At 62.1% G+C, this 16,189-nt stretch carries 11 protein-coding genes and 1 rRNA gene; 7 read left to right on the top strand and 5 right to left on the bottom strand.

What is annotated here, in order from left to right; all coding sequences use genetic code 11:
- Positions 1 to 188 precede the first annotated feature (188 nt).
- The 4 genes from rrf to BUC40_RS22140 all read left to right on the top strand — a co-directional run bounded on the left by rrf (position 189) and on the right by BUC40_RS22140 (position 4,117).
- Positions 189 to 304: ribosomal RNA gene (gene rrf, locus BUC40_RS22155) — 5S ribosomal RNA — on the top strand.
- 253 nt (positions 305 to 557) lie between these two features.
- Positions 558 to 1,217 carry a paraquat-inducible protein A gene (locus BUC40_RS22150; protein WP_073268938.1) on the top strand — a complete coding sequence of 220 codons (660 nt, stop codon included), beginning with the start codon at positions 558 to 560 and terminating at the stop codon, positions 1,215 to 1,217.
- Positions 1,204 to 1,827: a paraquat-inducible protein A gene (locus tag BUC40_RS22145; protein ID WP_073268936.1), complete on the top strand. Its 624-nt coding sequence runs from the start codon at positions 1,204 to 1,206 to the stop codon at positions 1,825 to 1,827. The genes BUC40_RS22150 and BUC40_RS22145 overlap by 14 nt, the downstream gene beginning before the upstream one ends.
- Positions 1,820 to 4,117 carry a PqiB family protein gene (locus BUC40_RS22140; RefSeq protein ID WP_073268934.1) on the top strand — a complete coding sequence of 766 codons (2,298 nt, stop codon included), beginning with the start codon at positions 1,820 to 1,822 and terminating at the stop codon, positions 4,115 to 4,117. The genes BUC40_RS22145 and BUC40_RS22140 overlap by 8 nt, the downstream gene beginning before the upstream one ends.
- 118 nt (positions 4,118 to 4,235) lie before the next feature.
- Here the strand turns inward: BUC40_RS22140 and mksF are convergent, their stop codons facing one another.
- From mksF to mksB, 3 genes are all read right to left on the bottom strand, one after another.
- On the bottom strand, positions 4,236 to 7,070 hold the full coding sequence (mksF, locus tag BUC40_RS22135; protein ID WP_073268932.1) for an Mks condensin complex protein MksF: 2,835 nt from the start codon (positions 7,068 to 7,070) through the stop codon (positions 4,236 to 4,238).
- Positions 7,067 to 7,759: an Mks condensin complex protein MksE gene (gene mksE, locus BUC40_RS22130; protein ID WP_073268931.1), complete on the bottom strand. Its 693-nt coding sequence runs from the start codon at positions 7,757 to 7,759 to the stop codon at positions 7,067 to 7,069. The genes mksF and mksE overlap by 4 nt, the downstream gene beginning before the upstream one ends.
- A gap of 111 nt (positions 7,760 to 7,870) precedes the next feature.
- Positions 7,871 to 9,115 (bottom strand): Mks condensin complex protein MksB, encoded by a 1,245-nt coding sequence (gene mksB / locus BUC40_RS22125; protein ID WP_073268929.1) that lies wholly within the window; start codon positions 9,113 to 9,115, stop codon positions 7,871 to 7,873.
- Positions 9,116 to 9,381: 266 nt separating this feature from the next.
- Here mksB and BUC40_RS22120 point away from each other — a divergent pair, with 266 nt between their 5' ends.
- On the top strand, positions 9,382 to 10,479 hold the full coding sequence (locus BUC40_RS22120) for a carboxynorspermidine decarboxylase (RefSeq protein WP_073268927.1): 1,098 nt from the start codon (positions 9,382 to 9,384) through the stop codon (positions 10,477 to 10,479).
- A gap of 48 nt (positions 10,480 to 10,527) precedes the next feature.
- Complete coding sequence (locus tag BUC40_RS22115) at positions 10,528 to 11,772, top strand: saccharopine dehydrogenase family protein (RefSeq protein WP_027906075.1); 1,245 nt, start codon at positions 10,528 to 10,530, stop codon at positions 11,770 to 11,772.
- A 73-nt stretch (positions 11,773 to 11,845) separates the two neighbouring features.
- Here the strand turns inward: BUC40_RS22115 and BUC40_RS22110 are convergent, their stop codons facing one another.
- Positions 11,846 to 13,471: a HAMP domain-containing methyl-accepting chemotaxis protein gene (locus BUC40_RS22110; protein WP_073268925.1), complete on the bottom strand. Its 1,626-nt coding sequence runs from the start codon at positions 13,469 to 13,471 to the stop codon at positions 11,846 to 11,848.
- A 163-nt stretch (positions 13,472 to 13,634) separates the two neighbouring features.
- Here BUC40_RS22110 and BUC40_RS22105 point away from each other — a divergent pair, with 163 nt between their 5' ends.
- A complete protein-coding gene (locus tag BUC40_RS22105; RefSeq protein WP_073268923.1) occupies positions 13,635 to 14,765 on the top strand; it encodes a lactonase family protein in 1,131 nt (376 codons plus the stop codon).
- 65 nt (positions 14,766 to 14,830) lie between these two features.
- Here the strand turns inward: BUC40_RS22105 and BUC40_RS22100 are convergent, their stop codons facing one another.
- Entirely contained in the window at positions 14,831 to 16,138 is a 1,308-nt protein-coding gene (locus BUC40_RS22100) for a CitMHS family transporter (RefSeq protein WP_073268921.1), read from the bottom strand.
- Positions 16,139 to 16,189 lie beyond the last annotated feature (51 nt).

The raw sequence follows: 16,189 nt of genomic DNA, 5'->3' as shown, positions 1-16,189 counted from the left end.
GTTGTGAGGCGTTGAGCTAACCAGTACTAATTGCCCGTGAGGCTTGACCATATAACACCCAAACAATTTGGCTGTTAGACGGTAGAAGTCGACAGTAATGCCGAAAATTTGCGAGAACACGTAATACCAACTGACATCACATACCCAATTCGCTGCAGCGGCTAAACCCCGAAGCAGCAACCAGTTTGCTTGACGACCATAGAGCGTTGGAACCACCTGATCCCATCCCGAACTCAGTAGTGAAACGATGCATCGCCGATGGTAGTGTGGAGTTTCTCCATGTGAGAGTAGGTCATCGTCAAGCTTCTACTAGAAACCCCAGATCTCAATAGAGATCTGGGGTTTCGTCTTTTAGGGGCCGCGGAAAACTAGAGAGCCGGCAGCGCCAGGAGAGCTCGGCGGGGGCTCCTCGGTAAGCCGCAACTACCTAAATCGCCGCACAGCCAAGTTGGCCGACGTAACGCTGGGGTAATGTTTGTCGCGCAGATAATCGGTATAACGGTGCGTTGCTTGCAGGGTCTCATTTAGAATGGGCGACATTTTTGAGAACTCCAACCATGCCCGAGTCGGCCGCTCAACAGTCGTTAGCTGAAGTCCCGCTGAGGGAGCTGGTTGCCTGCCATGAGTGCGATCTGCTGATGCATCGCCCGGTGATTGGCGATGGTGAGCGTGTCGAGTGCCCGCGCTGTGGCTACGAACTGTATAACCACCGCCCACAGGTAATACGCCGTAGTCTTGCTCTGGTGCTGGCTGCGTTGCTTCTCTATATCCCCGCAAATTTCCAGCCGATCATGCAGATGAGCATGCTCGGGCAGTCCTCTCATGACACGGTGTGGAGCGGCGTGCTTGGGCTGTACGACAGCGGCATGCAGAGCATCGCCGTAGTGGTGTTCCTATGCAGCATGGCGGTTCCGCTGCTGAAGCTGCTTTGCCAGCTGCTGGTACTGCTGAGCATCTGCCTGAACATGGGCCGTGGCTATGGCTTGCTGCTCTATCGCATTTACCACCATATGCGTGAGTGGGGCATGCTCGAGGTGTACCTGATCGGCATCCTGGTTTCCATCGTCAAGCTGGCGGATCTCGCCGAGCTGTCCGTTGGCTTGGGGCTCTTCTGTTTCATCGCGTTGTTGCTCGTACAGGTCTGGTTGGAGGTCACCATGTCGCCTCACCAGATATGGGAAGCGCTGGCCGGGGAGGATCGCCATGCGCGCCATTGATGCCGGGTTGATCATCTGCCACGAATGCCACCAGCTCAATCGTCATCAGCCCGAGCTGAAACGCCAGTTCTGCACGCGTTGCGGAGGGCGGATACATGAGCGTCGGCCCAATAGCCTGGTGCGCACCTGGGCGCTGCTGATTACTGCCGCGATTCTCTATATTCCTGCGAACGTGCTGCCCATCATGACGGTCAATTCCTTCGGCAAAGGGCAGCCTGACACCATCATGTCGGGCGTCATTACCTTGGTCGAGAATGGCATGGCGCCGATTGCCATCGTCGTGTTCGTGGCCAGTATTCTGGTGCCTACCTTCAAGTTGGTCGGCATCGGTCTTTTGCTGTATTCGGTACAGCGACATCAGCCGATGTCGGCTCGCCAACGTATCTTGATGTACCGCTTCATCGAATGGATTGGGCGCTGGTCCATGCTGGATATCTTCGTCATTGCCATTCTCGTGGCGGTGGTGCGGTTCGGCAGTCTGGCCAGCGTCGAACCGGGAGTGGGGGCGGTGGCATTCGCCACTGTGGTGATCCTGACCATGCTGGCAGCACTGACTTTTGACCCTCGGTTGATTTGGGATAACACGGAATCGGATGACGACCATGAATGATCTGCCCACCGCCAGGACGCGTCCAGCTTCCAACTGGTCTGCCATCTGGGTATTGCCGCTGATCGCGCTGCTTATCGGCGGCTGGCTGGCATGGCGCGCCTACAGCGAAGCCGGTGTCGAGATTCAGGTGGTCTTCGCCAGCGGCGAGGGCATCGAGGCTGGCAAGACCGAAGTGGTCTTCAAGGGCATGTCGGTCGGCAAGGTCACCAGCCTGACGCTGGACAAGAGCGACAAGCAACGTGGGGTGATTGCCACGCTGGAGATGAACAAGGATATCGAACCCCAGTTGCGCACTGGCACGCGTTTCTGGCTGGTCAAGCCAAGCGTGAGCCTGGCCGGGATTACCGGACTGGAAACCCTGGTATCCGGTAACTACATCGCCTTCAGCCCGGGTACTGGCGAGCCGGCCTATGACTTCCAGGCCCTGGCTCAGGCGCCACCGCTTTCCGATGAGCAGCCCGGCCTGCACCTGACCCTCAAGGCCGAGCGGCTGGGCTCGCTCAATCGTGACAGCCCGGTGTTCTTCAAGCAGATCCAGGTTGGCCGGGTGAAAGATTACGAGCTGGCTGCCGATCAGACGTCGGTAGAGGTGAAGGTCTTTATCGAGCCGGCCTATGCCCATCTGGTACGCAAACATACGCGTTTCTGGAATGCCAGCGGCATCAGCATCGACGCCAACTTCTCGGGCGTGAAGGTTCGCAGTGAGTCGTTGGCCAGCATCGTGGCTGGCGGTATTGCCTTCGCCACACCTGAGCATCGCAAGGACAGCCCGCCTACCGACCCCAGTAAACCCTTCCGTCTCTATGAGGACTTCGACGCTGCCCAGGCCGGTATCAAGGCAGTAGTCAAACTGACTGACTTCGAAGGGCTGCAGGCCGGGCGCACGCCAGTCATGTACAAGGGGATTCAGGCCGGTTTGCTGAAGACCCTCAAGGTCGACCCGGATCTGAAGAGCGCCACTGCCGAATTGGCCATGGACCCACTCGCCGAGGATTACTTGGTCGAAGGCAGCCAGTTCTGGGTGGTCAAGCCGTCGATCTCCCTGGCCGGCATCACCGGGCTGGAGGCATTGGTCAAAGGTAACTACATCGCCATTCGTCCGGGCGAGCTGGGCGGGCCACCACGCCGTGATTTCGTCGCCCGGACCAAGGCGCCACCGCTGGATCTCGGCGCCGAAGGCCTGCACCTGGTGTTGTTCAGCGACACCCTCGGTTCGGTGGATGTCGGTAGCCCGATTCTCTACCGGCAGATGAAGGTCGGCTCGGTGCAGAGTTTCCAGCTCGCGCGCGACAACAAGCAGGTGGTGCTCGGCGTGCATATCGAGCCTGAATACGCCAGCCTGGTGAACCGCACCACGCGGTTCTGGAATGTCAGCGGCATCACCCTCAAGGGCGGTTTGTCCGGCATCGAGGTCAAGAGCGAGTCGCTGCAAACGCTGATGTCCGGAGGCATCGCCTTCGAGACCGACGACCTCAAGGCGCCTGCCGATCCTAAGCGCGTGCAACGCTTCAATCTGTACGCTGATCGTGAGGCGTCGATGAAGAGTGGTGACGCTCTGAGCATTCGGGTGGAACGTGGCGACGGCCTCTCGCCAGGCACCGAGATTCGCTACAAGGGCCTGCAGATCGGCAAGATCGAACGCGTCGAGCTGACCGGCGACCTGCAGGCGGTGATGCTGCACGGGCGCATCACTACCGCTGCACAGCAGGTGTTGCGATCGGGCTCGCGCTTCTGGGTGGTCAAGCCCGAGATCGGCCTGACCGGCGCCGCCAACCTGGATACCCTGATCGGTGGGCAGTACATCGAAGTGCAGCCCGCCAACCAGGGCGGCGGACGGCAAACCGATTTCGTGGCGCTCAAGCAGCCGCCCGAACAGGTGGCCGAGGAGCCGGGCCTGCGTCTGGTGCTCAGTGCTCCGCGTCGCGGCTCGTTGAAGGCCGGTTCACCCGTGACCTATCGCGAAGTGCAGGTGGGCAAGGTTACTCAGTATGAGCTGGGCGCCACGGCTGACCGGGTGCTGATCCATATCCTTATCGAGCCGCGCTATTCCAGCCTGGTGCATACCGGTAGTCGCTTCTGGAGTAGCTCCGGGTTCGGCGTCGATTTTGGTTTGTTCAAAGGCATTCAGGTGCGTACCGAGTCGGTGGAGACACTGGTTGCCGGTGGCGTGGCCTTCGCGACACCAGACCCGACCGGCAATGCGGCGGTACCGGGGCAAACCTTTGCGCTGTTCGATGAGGCGCAGCCGGAGTGGCTGCAATGGGCACCGAAAATCGCTTTGCCCAAATGAAGGCAGCTGCGCGTCGGCCTTGCGGTGTTAACAGCAGGCTCTGGCTCGCAAGCCTTCAACTACGGTGAAACAAAAAGGCCCGCGTATTTCGCGGGCCTTTTGCGTTACGGCGGCAGGGTCAAGCCGGTTCGACGGCTTCCTGGTCGCTGCTGGTCGGTGTTTCGACCTGCTCGCGGCGCTTGATGTACTTCCAGTCCGCCTCGTCGATGTAGATGCCGTTCGGGCCGCTGCCACCTTCCAGATCGATGGCCACGGTGGCCGAGACCTGGGGTTTTACCGAGGCGAGGATTGGCACGAAGCCCAGTTGCAGGCTGGTTTCGATCAGCGCCTGCTGGTTGCGCTCGTCGATGTCCGCGGCCTCGTCGAGGTAGTAGGGCAGGCGTACCCTGCCGGCCTGGTCGCGATCCATCAGGTGCAGCAACAGGTACATGTTGGTCAGCGCCTTGATGGTCATCGTGGTGCCGTTGGAAGCGGCGCCATCGATGTCGGTGTGGATCACCGGTTGGCCGTGCACCTTGGTGATCTCGAAGGCCAGCTCGAACAGATCCTTGAGGCCCAGCTGGTTGCCGTTGGCGGCGACCAGGCGCGACAGGTAATCCTTGGCCTCTTCGTTCTTGACGTCCTGCTCGGCGTTTTGGGTCAGGTCGAACACCGACAGGGTTTCGCCTTCTTCGTACTGGCCAGCGCTGTGGATGATCTGGTCAATATGGCGCAGGGCATCCTTGTTTGGCGCCAGCACGATGCGGAAGCTTTGCAGGTTGGAGACCTGGCGCTTGTTGATCTCGCGATTGAACAGTGCCAGTTGGTGCTCGAGGTTGTCGTAGTCACTGCGGATGTTGCGCAGGGTACGGGCAATGTCGGTCACTGCCGCACGTCTGGCCTTCGCTAGCGTGAGGGCTTCGTCCTGACGGTGAGCATAGGCGTTGACCAGCAGCTGCAGGCGGCGCTCCATGTCGTCTTCGCTGTCGAACTTGGCGACACCCTTGAGGCGCACCTGGGCGTACAGCGCCTCGATCTGTCCGTCGATGCGCTGCAGGCCCTGCCAGGTGTCCTGGTAGTCGTTGAGCAGCGGCAGCAGGTTGTCCAGCGAGTCGTCGACCGGCTCCATGAACGGTGTGCCGAAGGGCAGGTCTGCGGGCAACAGCTGGCGACGGCGCAGGGCGTCTTCCAGGGTGCGCTCCTTGGCTTCCAGGTCGGCGATCTGCCGGCCGATCAGTTGCAGCTTGGCGGAGAGCTGCTGGACGCGCTCGGTGAAGGCGTCGCTGGCACGCTTGAGTTCGTCCTGGGCGGCTTCCAGCTGGGCCAGTTTCTCCAGCTTGTGCGGCTCCTCGGCGCTCAGCGTCTGGCTGCGGCGGAAGTCTTCCAGCGCCTTCTGGGCGTCGAGCACGGCCTGGTACAGCTGCTCGGCCTGGGCCTTGCTGGCAGCGCGGTCAGCGGCGACCGACTGCTGAGTCTTGAGCTGTTTGTATTCGCGATCGAGGCGGTCCTTCTGATCGCGCAAGGCGGCGCGGTCGGCGAGGGCCTGCAGGGCCGGGGGCTCGATGTTGGAGAGGTCGATATCCAGGCCGGGCACCTGGAAGCGCTCGCCCTTGAAGCCGTCGAGAATGGCTTCCAGGGATTTGACCCACACATCGCCGTCGTCGAGCTGGATGCCTTTTTCGCCCAGTGGCAGGCTGAACAGCTGGCCGTTGAACAGGCGCATCAGGCGATCGACATCGGCCTGGGAGAACTCTTCGCGCAGACGCGAGTAGCTGTTGTTGTCAGCGTGGTCGAGCTGCTGCTTGACCGACTTGAGGCGTTTCTCCAGCTCGCGCAGGCGCTCGTCCAGGTCTTCGCTGGAGAACTGACGGGACTGCGCCAGGGCGCCGGCCAGCTCGTCGTGGGCATCCTTGGCAGCCAACAGTTGAGCCTCCAGCACCTTGACGTCATCGACCAGGGCGAAGCGGTTCTTCAGCACTGCCAGTTCGCCGAGCCAGCGCTGGATCTCGCTGATCTCGCGCTCCATGCGCATCAGTTCCTGGGTGCCGCCGCGCTGATCGTTCTGCAGGCTGTCCTGCTCGCCCCGGTAGTGCTCGGCCTGGATGACCAGCTCTTCCTTGCGGGCATCGGCGTAGTCGTGCCAGGTGCCCAGCAGGTTGTCGAGCAGCGGCGAGAGGCGATGCAGCTTGCCGCGCAGCTGTTCGCGCTGGGTGACGCCGGATGCCAGGGCTTCGATCAGGGGGCCGGCAGTGACCAGGGCCTGGTAGTCCTGCTCCATGCGGCGTACGTCGCGGAAGGCTTCTTCGGTGGCAGCGATGTAGTCGACGCTACCCGAGCGCAGGCTGTGCTCGAAGGCATCGAGAAACAGCTGTTTCAGCTTCGCCGCGGTGATCTCGCGCATGTGCAGCAGGTTGATAAACAGGGCGCGGAAGGTCTTCAGGCTCTGCTCGCTGGTCGAGCGCAGCGGGATCAGGGTCAGGTCCAGCGGGATGCTGGTGTGGCCGCCGACCAGCAGGCGACGCAGTTCGTCGGGCTTGAGCTCGTAGGCGGTGATGCCGGCCTGGCCAAGATTCTTGAACAGCTCGCGTTGGCGCAGACAGGTGCCGTTGTGTTGGTAGTGATCCAGATCCAGCTCGCCCTGGTAGGCGAAGAACTGGTGACCGAAGCCGCCGCCCGGGCCGCGACCGGCCACGCCGATTACGTGCGGGCCGTGGGGCAGGGCGACTTCGACGAGGATGTAGCTGGTGTCGGTGGCGAAGTAGAACTTGCGCGACTGCTCGAGGCTGTACTTGCCGAAGCTCATGTCCGACATGCGCGCCAGGATCGGGAACTGCAGGGCGTTGATCGACGCCGACTTGCCGAGGTTGTTGGCGCCGTACACCGACAACGGGTTTTCCAGCGGGAACAGGCCAAGGCTGTAGCCGGCGGTGTTGAGCAGCGCGAAGCGGCGGATGCCGTAGCGTTCCTGGGTCATGCGTCTTGCTCCTGTGCGGCGCGCTCTTCGGCCAGGGCGCGGGCCATGGCCTCTTCTTCGGATTCTTCGACGTCGTCGAGGGTGATGATCGGGTCGCCACTGTCGTCGTCGATCAGCACCGGGGCCGGCAGCGGCAGGTCGGTGCTGTGCAGGCTGGCGGCCAGGTCGCGGTCGTGTTGCACGGACAGGCAGACGTCGAGGAAGCGGTGCATCGGCGGCAGGAAGCGGTACACGCCATTGCTGTCCTCGGCGAAACCAAGTTGCGTGAGGCGGCGAATGACCTTGTCTTCCAGCTCTTCGTGGGTGGTGACTTCGGCCTGCAGGAACAGGTCGCGGTACTTGTCGAGCAGCGCCGGCAACTCGTCACGGCCGATGGTGCCGCCATCGAGTACGGAGAGCGGATCACGGCCCTGATCGGCCAGGTGCTCGACCAGGATGAAGGTGAACAGCGCCAGGCGCTGAGCGGTCTTGTTGACCTGCGGCGCGGCCTGCTCGGGCACGAAGTAGTAGAAGCCGCGCGGATCGCACACAAGCTCGAAGCCCAGGGCGCGGAACAGCGCGCGATACTGGTCCTGCATGCTGGACAGTTGGGCGTAGCACTCCGGTTCGCTGCGCGAGATGTGGTAGCCCTTGAACAGGTCGCGAAACGCGGCCGCGAGCTGGGTCATTTCTTTCAGGTCGATATTCATATGCGGTGCTCGTTGGCAACTGGAGCGGGGAGCAGGGCAACGCCGGCTCTTGCCAGAAATTCGGGATGGTCTGTGGTGGACAAAAAAAGCGTTGTCCACCCTACGTAAAAATCAGGCACTGGGACGACCCACCAGGGCATAGGAGCTGATGCTGATTTCATGCTCGCGAGTCAGGTAGGTCTGGCGTTCCAGGCGATCGCGCTGGAAGCGGCCTTCGCGCGACAGGCGCGAGAACCAGTACAGCAGCTCATCGGTGGCGCCCTCGGGCTCCTGCTCCAGCAGCCAGGTCATCAGGTCCGGCAGCGGCAGTGACTGCTCGCAACGGTCGATCATTTCCCGGGCGGTTTTCGGCGCACGCGGGTTGTCGCCCTTGCGTTTGCCGCTGGCTTTCGGGAAGTGGTTGGGCTTGGCCTCGAAGCGCGCCAGGGCATAGACGTAGGCTTCGACCTGCGAGGCGCTGCCGAGGAAGTTGCTCTGCGGCCGGGTGAACATCGGCATTGCCGCTTGGGGAACGGCGTCGATGCCTTTCTTGCGGATCACCGACAGGGCCAGCGCCGCGCCGCGGGTCACGGCATTGTGGCGGCGGGCCTCCTCGCGCAGCGGTAGCAAGAGCTCGCGGGCCTTGCGCAGGGTCAGCTGGGCGTGGGTCTGCATTTCCAGGATGCGCGCATGGGTGCGCAGCAACAGGTCATCGTCGACCAGTTGGCCGAGGCGCTGTTGTTCGCCGAGCAGCTTGAGCAGCACCTGTTCGACGCGGCGCACGCCTTGCTCGAAGGCGCCATCGGCGGCGACCAGCTGGATCATCGGTTCGACGTATTCATCCCAGGTGGCCAGGACTTCGGCGTAACGCTGACGCAGGGGAATCTGCCGGTCGCTGGTCTTGGCCCGTTCGGCCACGCCCATCAGCGCCTGCTCGTCGTTGCCGAGCTTCTTCAGTACGTCGCGCACGCGCATGTCGAGCAGGCGCAACTGGCGCGCGAGGTCGTTGCCGTCACGGATCTCGAAGGCGTCCTGAATGTGGCCGGCCAGGCGCTCGAGGTGGCGCAGGTAGGCTTCGATTTCCAGGCACAGGCCGAGGCGGTGCTCGCGGCGCAGGTAGGACAGGAAGTCGTGAATCTGCGCGTTGAGCTCGAAGCGGTTGGGGCTCTTGGCCACCGGCACCAGGATATCCAGGCGGATCCACTGGTCGAGCAGGGCGGTGACATCCACCGCGGTGCTCTGCGGCGGCAGCTGGGCGGTCAGCTGGTTGCGCAGTTCCACCAGGCTCAGGGTGCCGGCGTCGAAGCGTTCACCGAGCGGTTCGAGCAGGGCCCAGTGCTCGGCAAGGGCGCGCAATACGCGTTTGGGGTCGATCATCGCGGGACGGTCGCTCGCTTGCGAAAAAACGCCGATTGTACGGGAAACCGAGGGGCGCCTGCATTGTCACGCGGGCGTCATCAGCGAGCGGCATGCTCGGCGTCGAATCGCCGGGTAATGTGCCCAGTTCGCCATGAAATATCCGTAAATGGACAAAATATGCTCAACGGCCTTTCGAACTGTGGCGGTTGTCGGCACAATTCGCGTCCGCTTTTTCCAGGAGGCTGGCGGGCTCCTGTTGGCCGACCTTTATTACGGACTGCGCAATGATCAAAACGCCGTACTACCTCATCGACAAACAGAAGCTGCTTGGCAACATGGAGAAGATCGCTTACGTGCGTGAACACTCCGGTGCCAAGGCGCTGCTGGCCCTCAAGTGTTTTGCCACCTGGTCGGTCTTCGACCTGATGCAGCAGTACATGGACGGCACCACCTCCAGCTCGCTGTACGAGCTCAAGCTCGGCCGCCAGAAGTTCGCCGGCGAAACCCACGCCTACAGCGTGGCCTGGGCCGACGACGAAATCGAGGAGATGCTGGAGAACTGCGACAAGATCATCTTCAACTCCATCGGCCAACTGCAGCGTTTCGCCGAGCAGTCCGAGGGCAAGGTGCGCGGCCTGCGCGTCAACCCGCAGGTGAGCAGCTCCGACTACCTGCTCGCCGACCCGGCGCGCCCGTTCAGCCGTCTGGGCGAGTGGGACCCGGCAAAGATCGAAGCGGTGATCTCGCAAATCTCCGGCTTCATGTTCCACAACAACTGCGAGAACGGCGACTTCGGCCTGTTCGACAAGATGCTGTCGCACATCGAAGAGCGTTTCGGCGATCTGCTGCACAAGGTCGAGTGGGTCAGCCTCGGCGGCGGCATCCACTTCACCGGCGAAGGCTATGCGCTGGATGCCTTCTGCGCGCGCCTGAAGAGCTTCGCCGAGAAGTACGGCGTGCAGGTCTACCTGGAGCCGGGCGAAGCGGCGATCACTGGCAGCGCCTCGCTGGAAGTCACCGTGCTCGACACGCTCTACAACGGCAAGCACCTGGCCGTGGTCGACAGCTCCATCGAAGCGCACATGCTCGATCTGCTGATCTACCGCCTCAATGCCAAACTGGCGCCCAGCGAGGGTGAACACACCTACATGGTGTGTGGCAAATCCTGCCTGGCCGGCGATATCTTCGGCGAATACCAGTTCGAGAAACCGCTGCAGATCGGCGACCGCCTGTCGTTCGTCGATGCGGCCGGTTACACCATGGTCAAGAAGAACTGGTTCAACGGCCTGAAGATGCCCGCCATCGTGGTCAAGCAGCTCGACGGCAGTGTCGAGGTGGTTCGTGAATTCGGTTTCGACGATTACCTGTCGAGCCTGTCGTAATACCGCAGCACCTTTATCAACGAGCGCAGTACCCTGGAGGTGAAACAATTGAAGAAGAACGTCCTTATCATTGGTGCAGGAGGTGTCGCCAAGGTGGTGGCCCACAAGTGCGCGCAGCACAACGACGAACTCGGTCGTATTGCCATCGCGTCACGGAACATCTCCAAATGCCAGGCCATCATCGACAGCGTCAAGGCCAAGGGTAGCCTCAAGGTTCCCGCCGACATCCAGGCCTTCTCGCTCAATGCATTGGACATCGAGGCGACCAAGGCGCTGATCCGCGAGACCGAATCGCAGATCGTCATCAACGTCGGTTCCGCCTTCCTCAACATGTCGGTGCTGCGTGCCTGCATCGATACCGGCGTGGCCTATCTGGACACCGCCATTCACGAAGAACCGGGCAAGATCTGCGAAACCCCGCCCTGGTATGGCAACTACGAGTGGAAACACCTCGAGGAATGCCAGCAGAAGAACATCACGGCCATTCTCGGCGTCGGTTTCGATCCGGGTGTGGTCAACGCCTATGCGGCCCTGGCCCAGCAACAGCATTTCGACAAGATCGAGTCGATCGACATCCTCGACGTCAATGCCGGCAGCCACGGCAAGTATTTCGCGACCAATTTCGATCCGGAAATCAATTTCCGCGAGTTCACCGGCACCGTCTACAGCTGGCAGAACAGCCAGTGGACGAGCAACCGCATGTTCGAGGTCAAGCGCACCGACGACCTGCCGGTTGTAGGTTCCCAGAACCTGTACCTCACCGGTCATGATGAAGTGCACTCGATCTCCAAGAACCTGGACGTGCCCAACGTGCGCTTCTGGATGAGCTTCGGCGAGCACTACATCAACGTGTTCACCGTGCTGAACAACCTCGGCCTGCTCAGCGAGCAACCGGTGAAAACCGCCGAGGGCCTGGAAGTGGTGCCGCTGAAAGTGGTCAAGGCCGTGCTGCCGGATCCGGCTTCCCTGGCGCCTGGCTACACCGGCAAGACCTGCATCGGTGACCTGGTCAAGGGCACCAAGGATGGCAAGGCCCGCGAAGTGTTCATCTACAACGTAGCCGACCACGAAGAAGCCTTTGCCGAGACCGATAGCCAGGGCATTTCCTACACCGCCGGTGTGCCGCCAGTCGCGGCTGCACTGCTGGTCGCCCGTGGCGAGTGGGATGCAGGGCGCATGGTCAACGTTGAAGAGCTGCCGGCCGAGCCGTTCCTCAAGGCGCTGGACGTGATGGGCCTGCCGACGCGCATTAAAGACGAGCACGGTGATCGTCCGTGGGATCAGTCGCTGTAAGACTGGCCTACGCAGTCGCTGCATGAAAAAAGGATCGCCTCGGCGATCCCTTTTTCGTTTCTGGGCGCTGCGTTCAAACGTTGAAGCGACCCACCAGGCGACTGAGGTCGGCTGCCAGGCGTGACAGCTCGTTGCTCGAGGCGCTGGTCTGGTGGGCACCAGTGGCTGACTGCACCGACAGATCGCGAATGTTCACCAAATTGCGGTCCACTTCGCGGGCCACCTGCGCCTGCTCTTCAGCCGCACTGGCGATCACCAGGTTGCGTTCATACATTTCACTGATGCCGCTGGTGATCTCGCCCAGTGCGGTGCCCGCGCTCTGGGCCAGCTCGCGGGTTTCGCGCGCACGGCCGTTGCTGGCTTGCATGGAGGTCAGCGCCTGGCTGGCGCCGGTGCGCATGCCGGAGACCATCTGCTCGATCTCCTGTGTCGAGTTCTGGGTGCGGTGGGCCAGTGCCCGCACCTCGTCGGCCACCACGGCGAAGCCGCGGCCCGATTCGCCTGCCCGCGCCGCCTCTATGGCGGCGTTGAGAGCCAGCAGGTTGGTTTGTTCGGCAATCGCACGAATCACGTCCAGTACCTTGCCGATTTCCTGGGACTGCTCGGCCACACGCTGTACCAGCGCCGAGGTACTTTCCACCTCGCCGGATAGATCGCTGATCGCCGTGATGGTTTCTGCAACCCGGCTCTGACCCAGTTGGGCGGAGTGGTTGGCAGCCTTGGAAGCCTCCGAGGTGGACACCGCGTTGCGCGCCACTTCGTCGACGGCAGCGCTCATTTCGTTGACGGCGGTAGCGGCCTGCTCGATCTCGTCGTTCTGGCGTTGCAGGCCACGACCGGCTTCGTCGGTCACTGCGTTCAACTCTTCGGCCGCGGCGGCGAGTTGCGTCGAGGAGCCGGAAATCTCAGCCAGGGTTTCGCGCAGGCGACCCTGCATCTGCGCCAGTGAAGTTTGTAACTGGCTGACTTCGTCGCGCCCTTCGACCTGAATGACTTTGGTCAGGTCACCGTTGGCCACATGCTGGGCCGCCTGCACGGCGTGCTTGAGCGGCGCGACGATGCTGCGCGTCAGTAGCCAGGCCAGCAGCACGGTGATCAGTGCGGAGAGCAGAATCACGGTGATGACGACCAGTCGGGAGCTGGCGTATTCATTCGCCGACACTGTTCCCTCCTGTGCGATGCCCTTGTTGTAGATCTCGCCGAGCTCGGCGAGCTGCGCGCCGGTGCCATCCACCACTGGCTTCATGTCGACCAGCAGCAGCTTATTGAGGGCATCGCGCTCGCCCTGGCGTGCCAGCACGAAGGAATCAGCCATACCGCGCTGGTAAGCGGCGAAGTCCTTGCGGAACTGGTCATAGATGCGCTGCTCGTCCGGCGTATCCACGAAAGGTTCGAAGTCGCGAATGTTCTGTTCCAGCACCTTGTTACGCGCTTCGTACTGGCCCACATAGGTGTCGACGTTTGCCGGGTTGGGGTCCAGCGCTACGCGCAGGGAAATGGTACGAATGCGCAGCATGTTTTCGCGAATCGACCCGACGGCCTGGATGCTTGGTACCCAGTCGGTTTCGATGGTGGTAGCTCGGTCGCGAATGCTCGACATGGTGGCGAGCGAGAAGATGCCAAGGAACGCCACCATCAAGGCGATCAAACCGAATCCGAAGGCAGCGCGTGGGGCGATGTTCCAGTTGCGTAGCAGCATTAGGGACCTCTTGGGTCTGGCAGATATTGTTGTTGTCCCCGGGCTATCGGCTGCCGGGGAGGGCGCTTGAGCGTCGATTCGGGGCTTTCGGCATTCTTGCAAAAAATGGTTACACAGTCATAGGATGTCTGACCACAATAATCACAAATAAGCAGGCCCTCCCATGTTCAAACCGCTCGCTGTCGCTGTATTGGCATCCTGCCTGGCCACTACGGCCCAGGCCGCTGTTTCCTTCGCCTACATTTCCAGTCCGAACGATGGCCTGATTTCCCAGTACCGCTTGGATGACAGCACGGGCGGCATCGCACTGGTGGAGCAGACCCAGGCCGGTGACAAGGTCAACCCGATGGCGCTCTCGCCCGATGGCTCGCTGTTGTTCGCGGCCCAGCGGGTTGCGCCGTTCAAGGTCATCACCTACCGGGTCGATGCGGCCAGCGGGCACCTGGAGCGCCTGGGCCAGGCCCCACTGGCTGACAGCATGGCGTACCTTGCTACCGACCGCAGTGGACGTTTCCTGCTGGCTGCTTCCTATGGCGGGGCATTGCTCAGCGTGCAGGCCATCGACAAGGACGGCCAGGTGTCGGACAAGCCCCAGGTTTACAAGACCGGCCCGTTCGCCCACTCCATCCGCACCGACCTGAGCGACCGCTTCGTGTATGCCGGTAACCTCGGTGCCGACAAGGTGCTGCAGTTCAGCCAGGACAAGAAAACCGGCGTGCTGACGCCCATCGGTGACGGCTTCGCCACCACGGCGGCGAAGACCGGCCCGCGGCATATCGCGTTCTCACCTAATGGCAAGTTCCTCTACGTGGTAGGCGAGCTGAGCGGCACGGTCACCGGTTATGCCATCGATGGGCAGACCGGTGCCCTCAAGCAGGTGAGCGCGGCCAATGGCATTCCCGAGTCGTTGGGGCTGGCCCACGGTGAGGCGCGCAGCGCTGCCAACAATGATCTCAAGGACGACCCGACACCGCGCATCTGGGCCGCCGATATTCGCCTGTCGCCTGATGGTTCGCTGCTGTACATCACCGAGCGCACCACCAGTTCGGTGTCGGCCTTCAAGGTCGATGCGAATGACGGCAGCCTGAAGTTTCTCGGTAATTATCCGGTGCAGGAAAAGCAGCCGCGTAACATCGCCTTTTTCCCCAACGGCAAGTGGTTGCTGGTCACTGGCGAGAAGAGTCAGACCGTGGGCAGCTATCGCATCGGCGACAAAGGCAACCTGCAGCGGGTGAGCGAGGCCAAGTCGGGCGATGGCGCGCTGTGGATCGAGATTCTTCCGACCAAACCCTGATCGCGGCACCTGGCGCTACGAAAAAGGATCGCCGCGGTGATCCTTTTTCGTTTACGGCCTTGAGTTCAGACCGTCACCACGCCCAGCAGCACTGCGGAGGCCAGCATGATCAGGCTGATACCCCAGGCCCACAGCACGGTGTAGCGGATGTGCTTGTACAGCTCGACGCCGGCCAGGCCGATGGCCAGGTACACGCTGGGCACTACCGGGCTGACGCCGAAGCCGGTGTTCTCGCCGATCAGCATGGCGTTGGCCACGGCGGCCGGATCGACGCCAGCGGCCACCGCCACGTCGCGGATCACCGGCAACAGGGCGAAGTAGTAGGCGTCCGGCGAGAACAGCATGCCCAGCGGCACGCCGAAGGCACCGATGATCACGTGCAGCCAGTTGGCTGAACCTTCGGGCAGGATGTTGATCATCCAGTGCGCCATGCCTTCGGACATGCCGGCGCCCGACAGCACGCCGAGCAGGATGCCGGCTGCGAGCATCACCAAGGCCATCTGCATGGCGTCGCTGGCGTGGCGCAGCACGGCCTTGTTCTGCTGATCCAGGTTCGGATAGTTGATGATCAGGGCGATGCCCAGGCCAACCATGAAGCAGGCGAACAGCGGAAAGGCACCGGTGAACAGGCAAACCAGAATGGCCAGGGTCAGCGCCAGGTTAGCCCAGTAGCGCCAGTCGCCGGGGCTCAGTTGCAGGCCACTGTCGTCAGCACGCGACGCTTCGGCGGATGCCTGGCCGGCCATCACGCCCTGGGAGGCATGCTGACGTTGGGCGCGCAGGCCCAGGAACACCGCCAGGGCCATGACCAGCGCCAGGCCGACCACCTGGACGGGAATCAGCGAAATCCACAGTTGTGAGGCCTCTATCCCGGTCACCGCTGAGGCGCGTGCGGTGGTGCCGCCCCAGGGCACCATGTTCATCACCCCGGCGCTGAGCACCACCAGGCACAGCAGCATTTCGCGGCTCATGCCCAGGCGCAGGTACAGCGGTAGCAGGGCGGGGATCACCAGCAGAAAGGTCGCCGCACCAATGCCGTCCAGGTGGGTAACGGCGGTTACTACTACGGTGACCATCGCTACCGCCAAGGGGCGGCCGCGGGTGCTCTTGAGCAGGAAGTTCACCAGCGGGGCGAACAGTCCGCGCTCACGCATCACGCCGAAATACAGAATAGCGAAGATGAATAACGTAGCCGTGGGCGCGACCGCCTTGAGGCCTTCGGTGATGAATTTGCCGATTTCGCCGAGGTCGAAACCGGCCATCACACAGGCGATCACCGGTAGGGTGACGAAGGCAACCAGGGGGGTGACACGTCGCATGAGAATCAGTGCGACGATGGTGAACATCAGGGTGAAGCCGAGGGCGGTGATCATGACGATCTCTCCGGTTTTATTATTGTTTTGAGTCGCAGGTCTGGCGTTGAG

The sequence above is a fragment of the Phytopseudomonas punonensis genome (assembly GCF_900142655.1).
GTDB lineage: Bacteria > Pseudomonadota > Gammaproteobacteria > Pseudomonadales > Pseudomonadaceae > Aquipseudomonas > Aquipseudomonas punonensis.
The sequence above is the reverse complement of the archived record's forward strand: the minus strand, read 5'-3'. Positions and strand labels throughout refer to the sequence as shown.

What these genes read in the sequence shown, in the direction of transcription:
- BUC40_RS22150 (WP_073268938.1), top strand. Translation starts at nt 558, where the DNA reads ATGCCCGAGTCGGCCGCTCAACAGTCGTTAGCTGAAGTCCCGCTGAGG.
- BUC40_RS22145 (WP_073268936.1), top strand. Translation starts at nt 1,204, where the DNA reads ATGCGCGCCATTGATGCCGGGTTGATCATCTGCCACGAATGCCACCAG.
- BUC40_RS22140 (WP_073268934.1), top strand. Translation starts at nt 1,820, where the DNA reads ATGAATGATCTGCCCACCGCCAGGACGCGTCCAGCTTCCAACTGGTCT.
- mksF (WP_073268932.1), bottom strand. Translation starts at nt 7,070, where the DNA reads ATGACCCAGGAACGCTACGGCATCCGCCGCTTCGCGCTGCTCAACACC.
- mksE (WP_073268931.1), bottom strand. Translation starts at nt 7,759, where the DNA reads ATGAATATCGACCTGAAAGAAATGACCCAGCTCGCGGCCGCGTTTCGC.
- mksB (WP_073268929.1), bottom strand. Translation starts at nt 9,115, where the DNA reads ATGATCGACCCCAAACGCGTATTGCGCGCCCTTGCCGAGCACTGGGCC.
- BUC40_RS22120 (WP_073268927.1), top strand. Translation starts at nt 9,382, where the DNA reads ATGATCAAAACGCCGTACTACCTCATCGACAAACAGAAGCTGCTTGGC.
- BUC40_RS22110 (WP_073268925.1), bottom strand. Translation starts at nt 13,471, where the DNA reads ATGCTGCTACGCAACTGGAACATCGCCCCACGCGCTGCCTTCGGATTC.
- BUC40_RS22105 (WP_073268923.1), top strand. Translation starts at nt 13,635, where the DNA reads ATGTTCAAACCGCTCGCTGTCGCTGTATTGGCATCCTGCCTGGCCACT.
- BUC40_RS22100 (WP_073268921.1), bottom strand. Translation starts at nt 16,138, where the DNA reads ATGATCACCGCCCTCGGCTTCACCCTGATGTTCACCATCGTCGCACTG.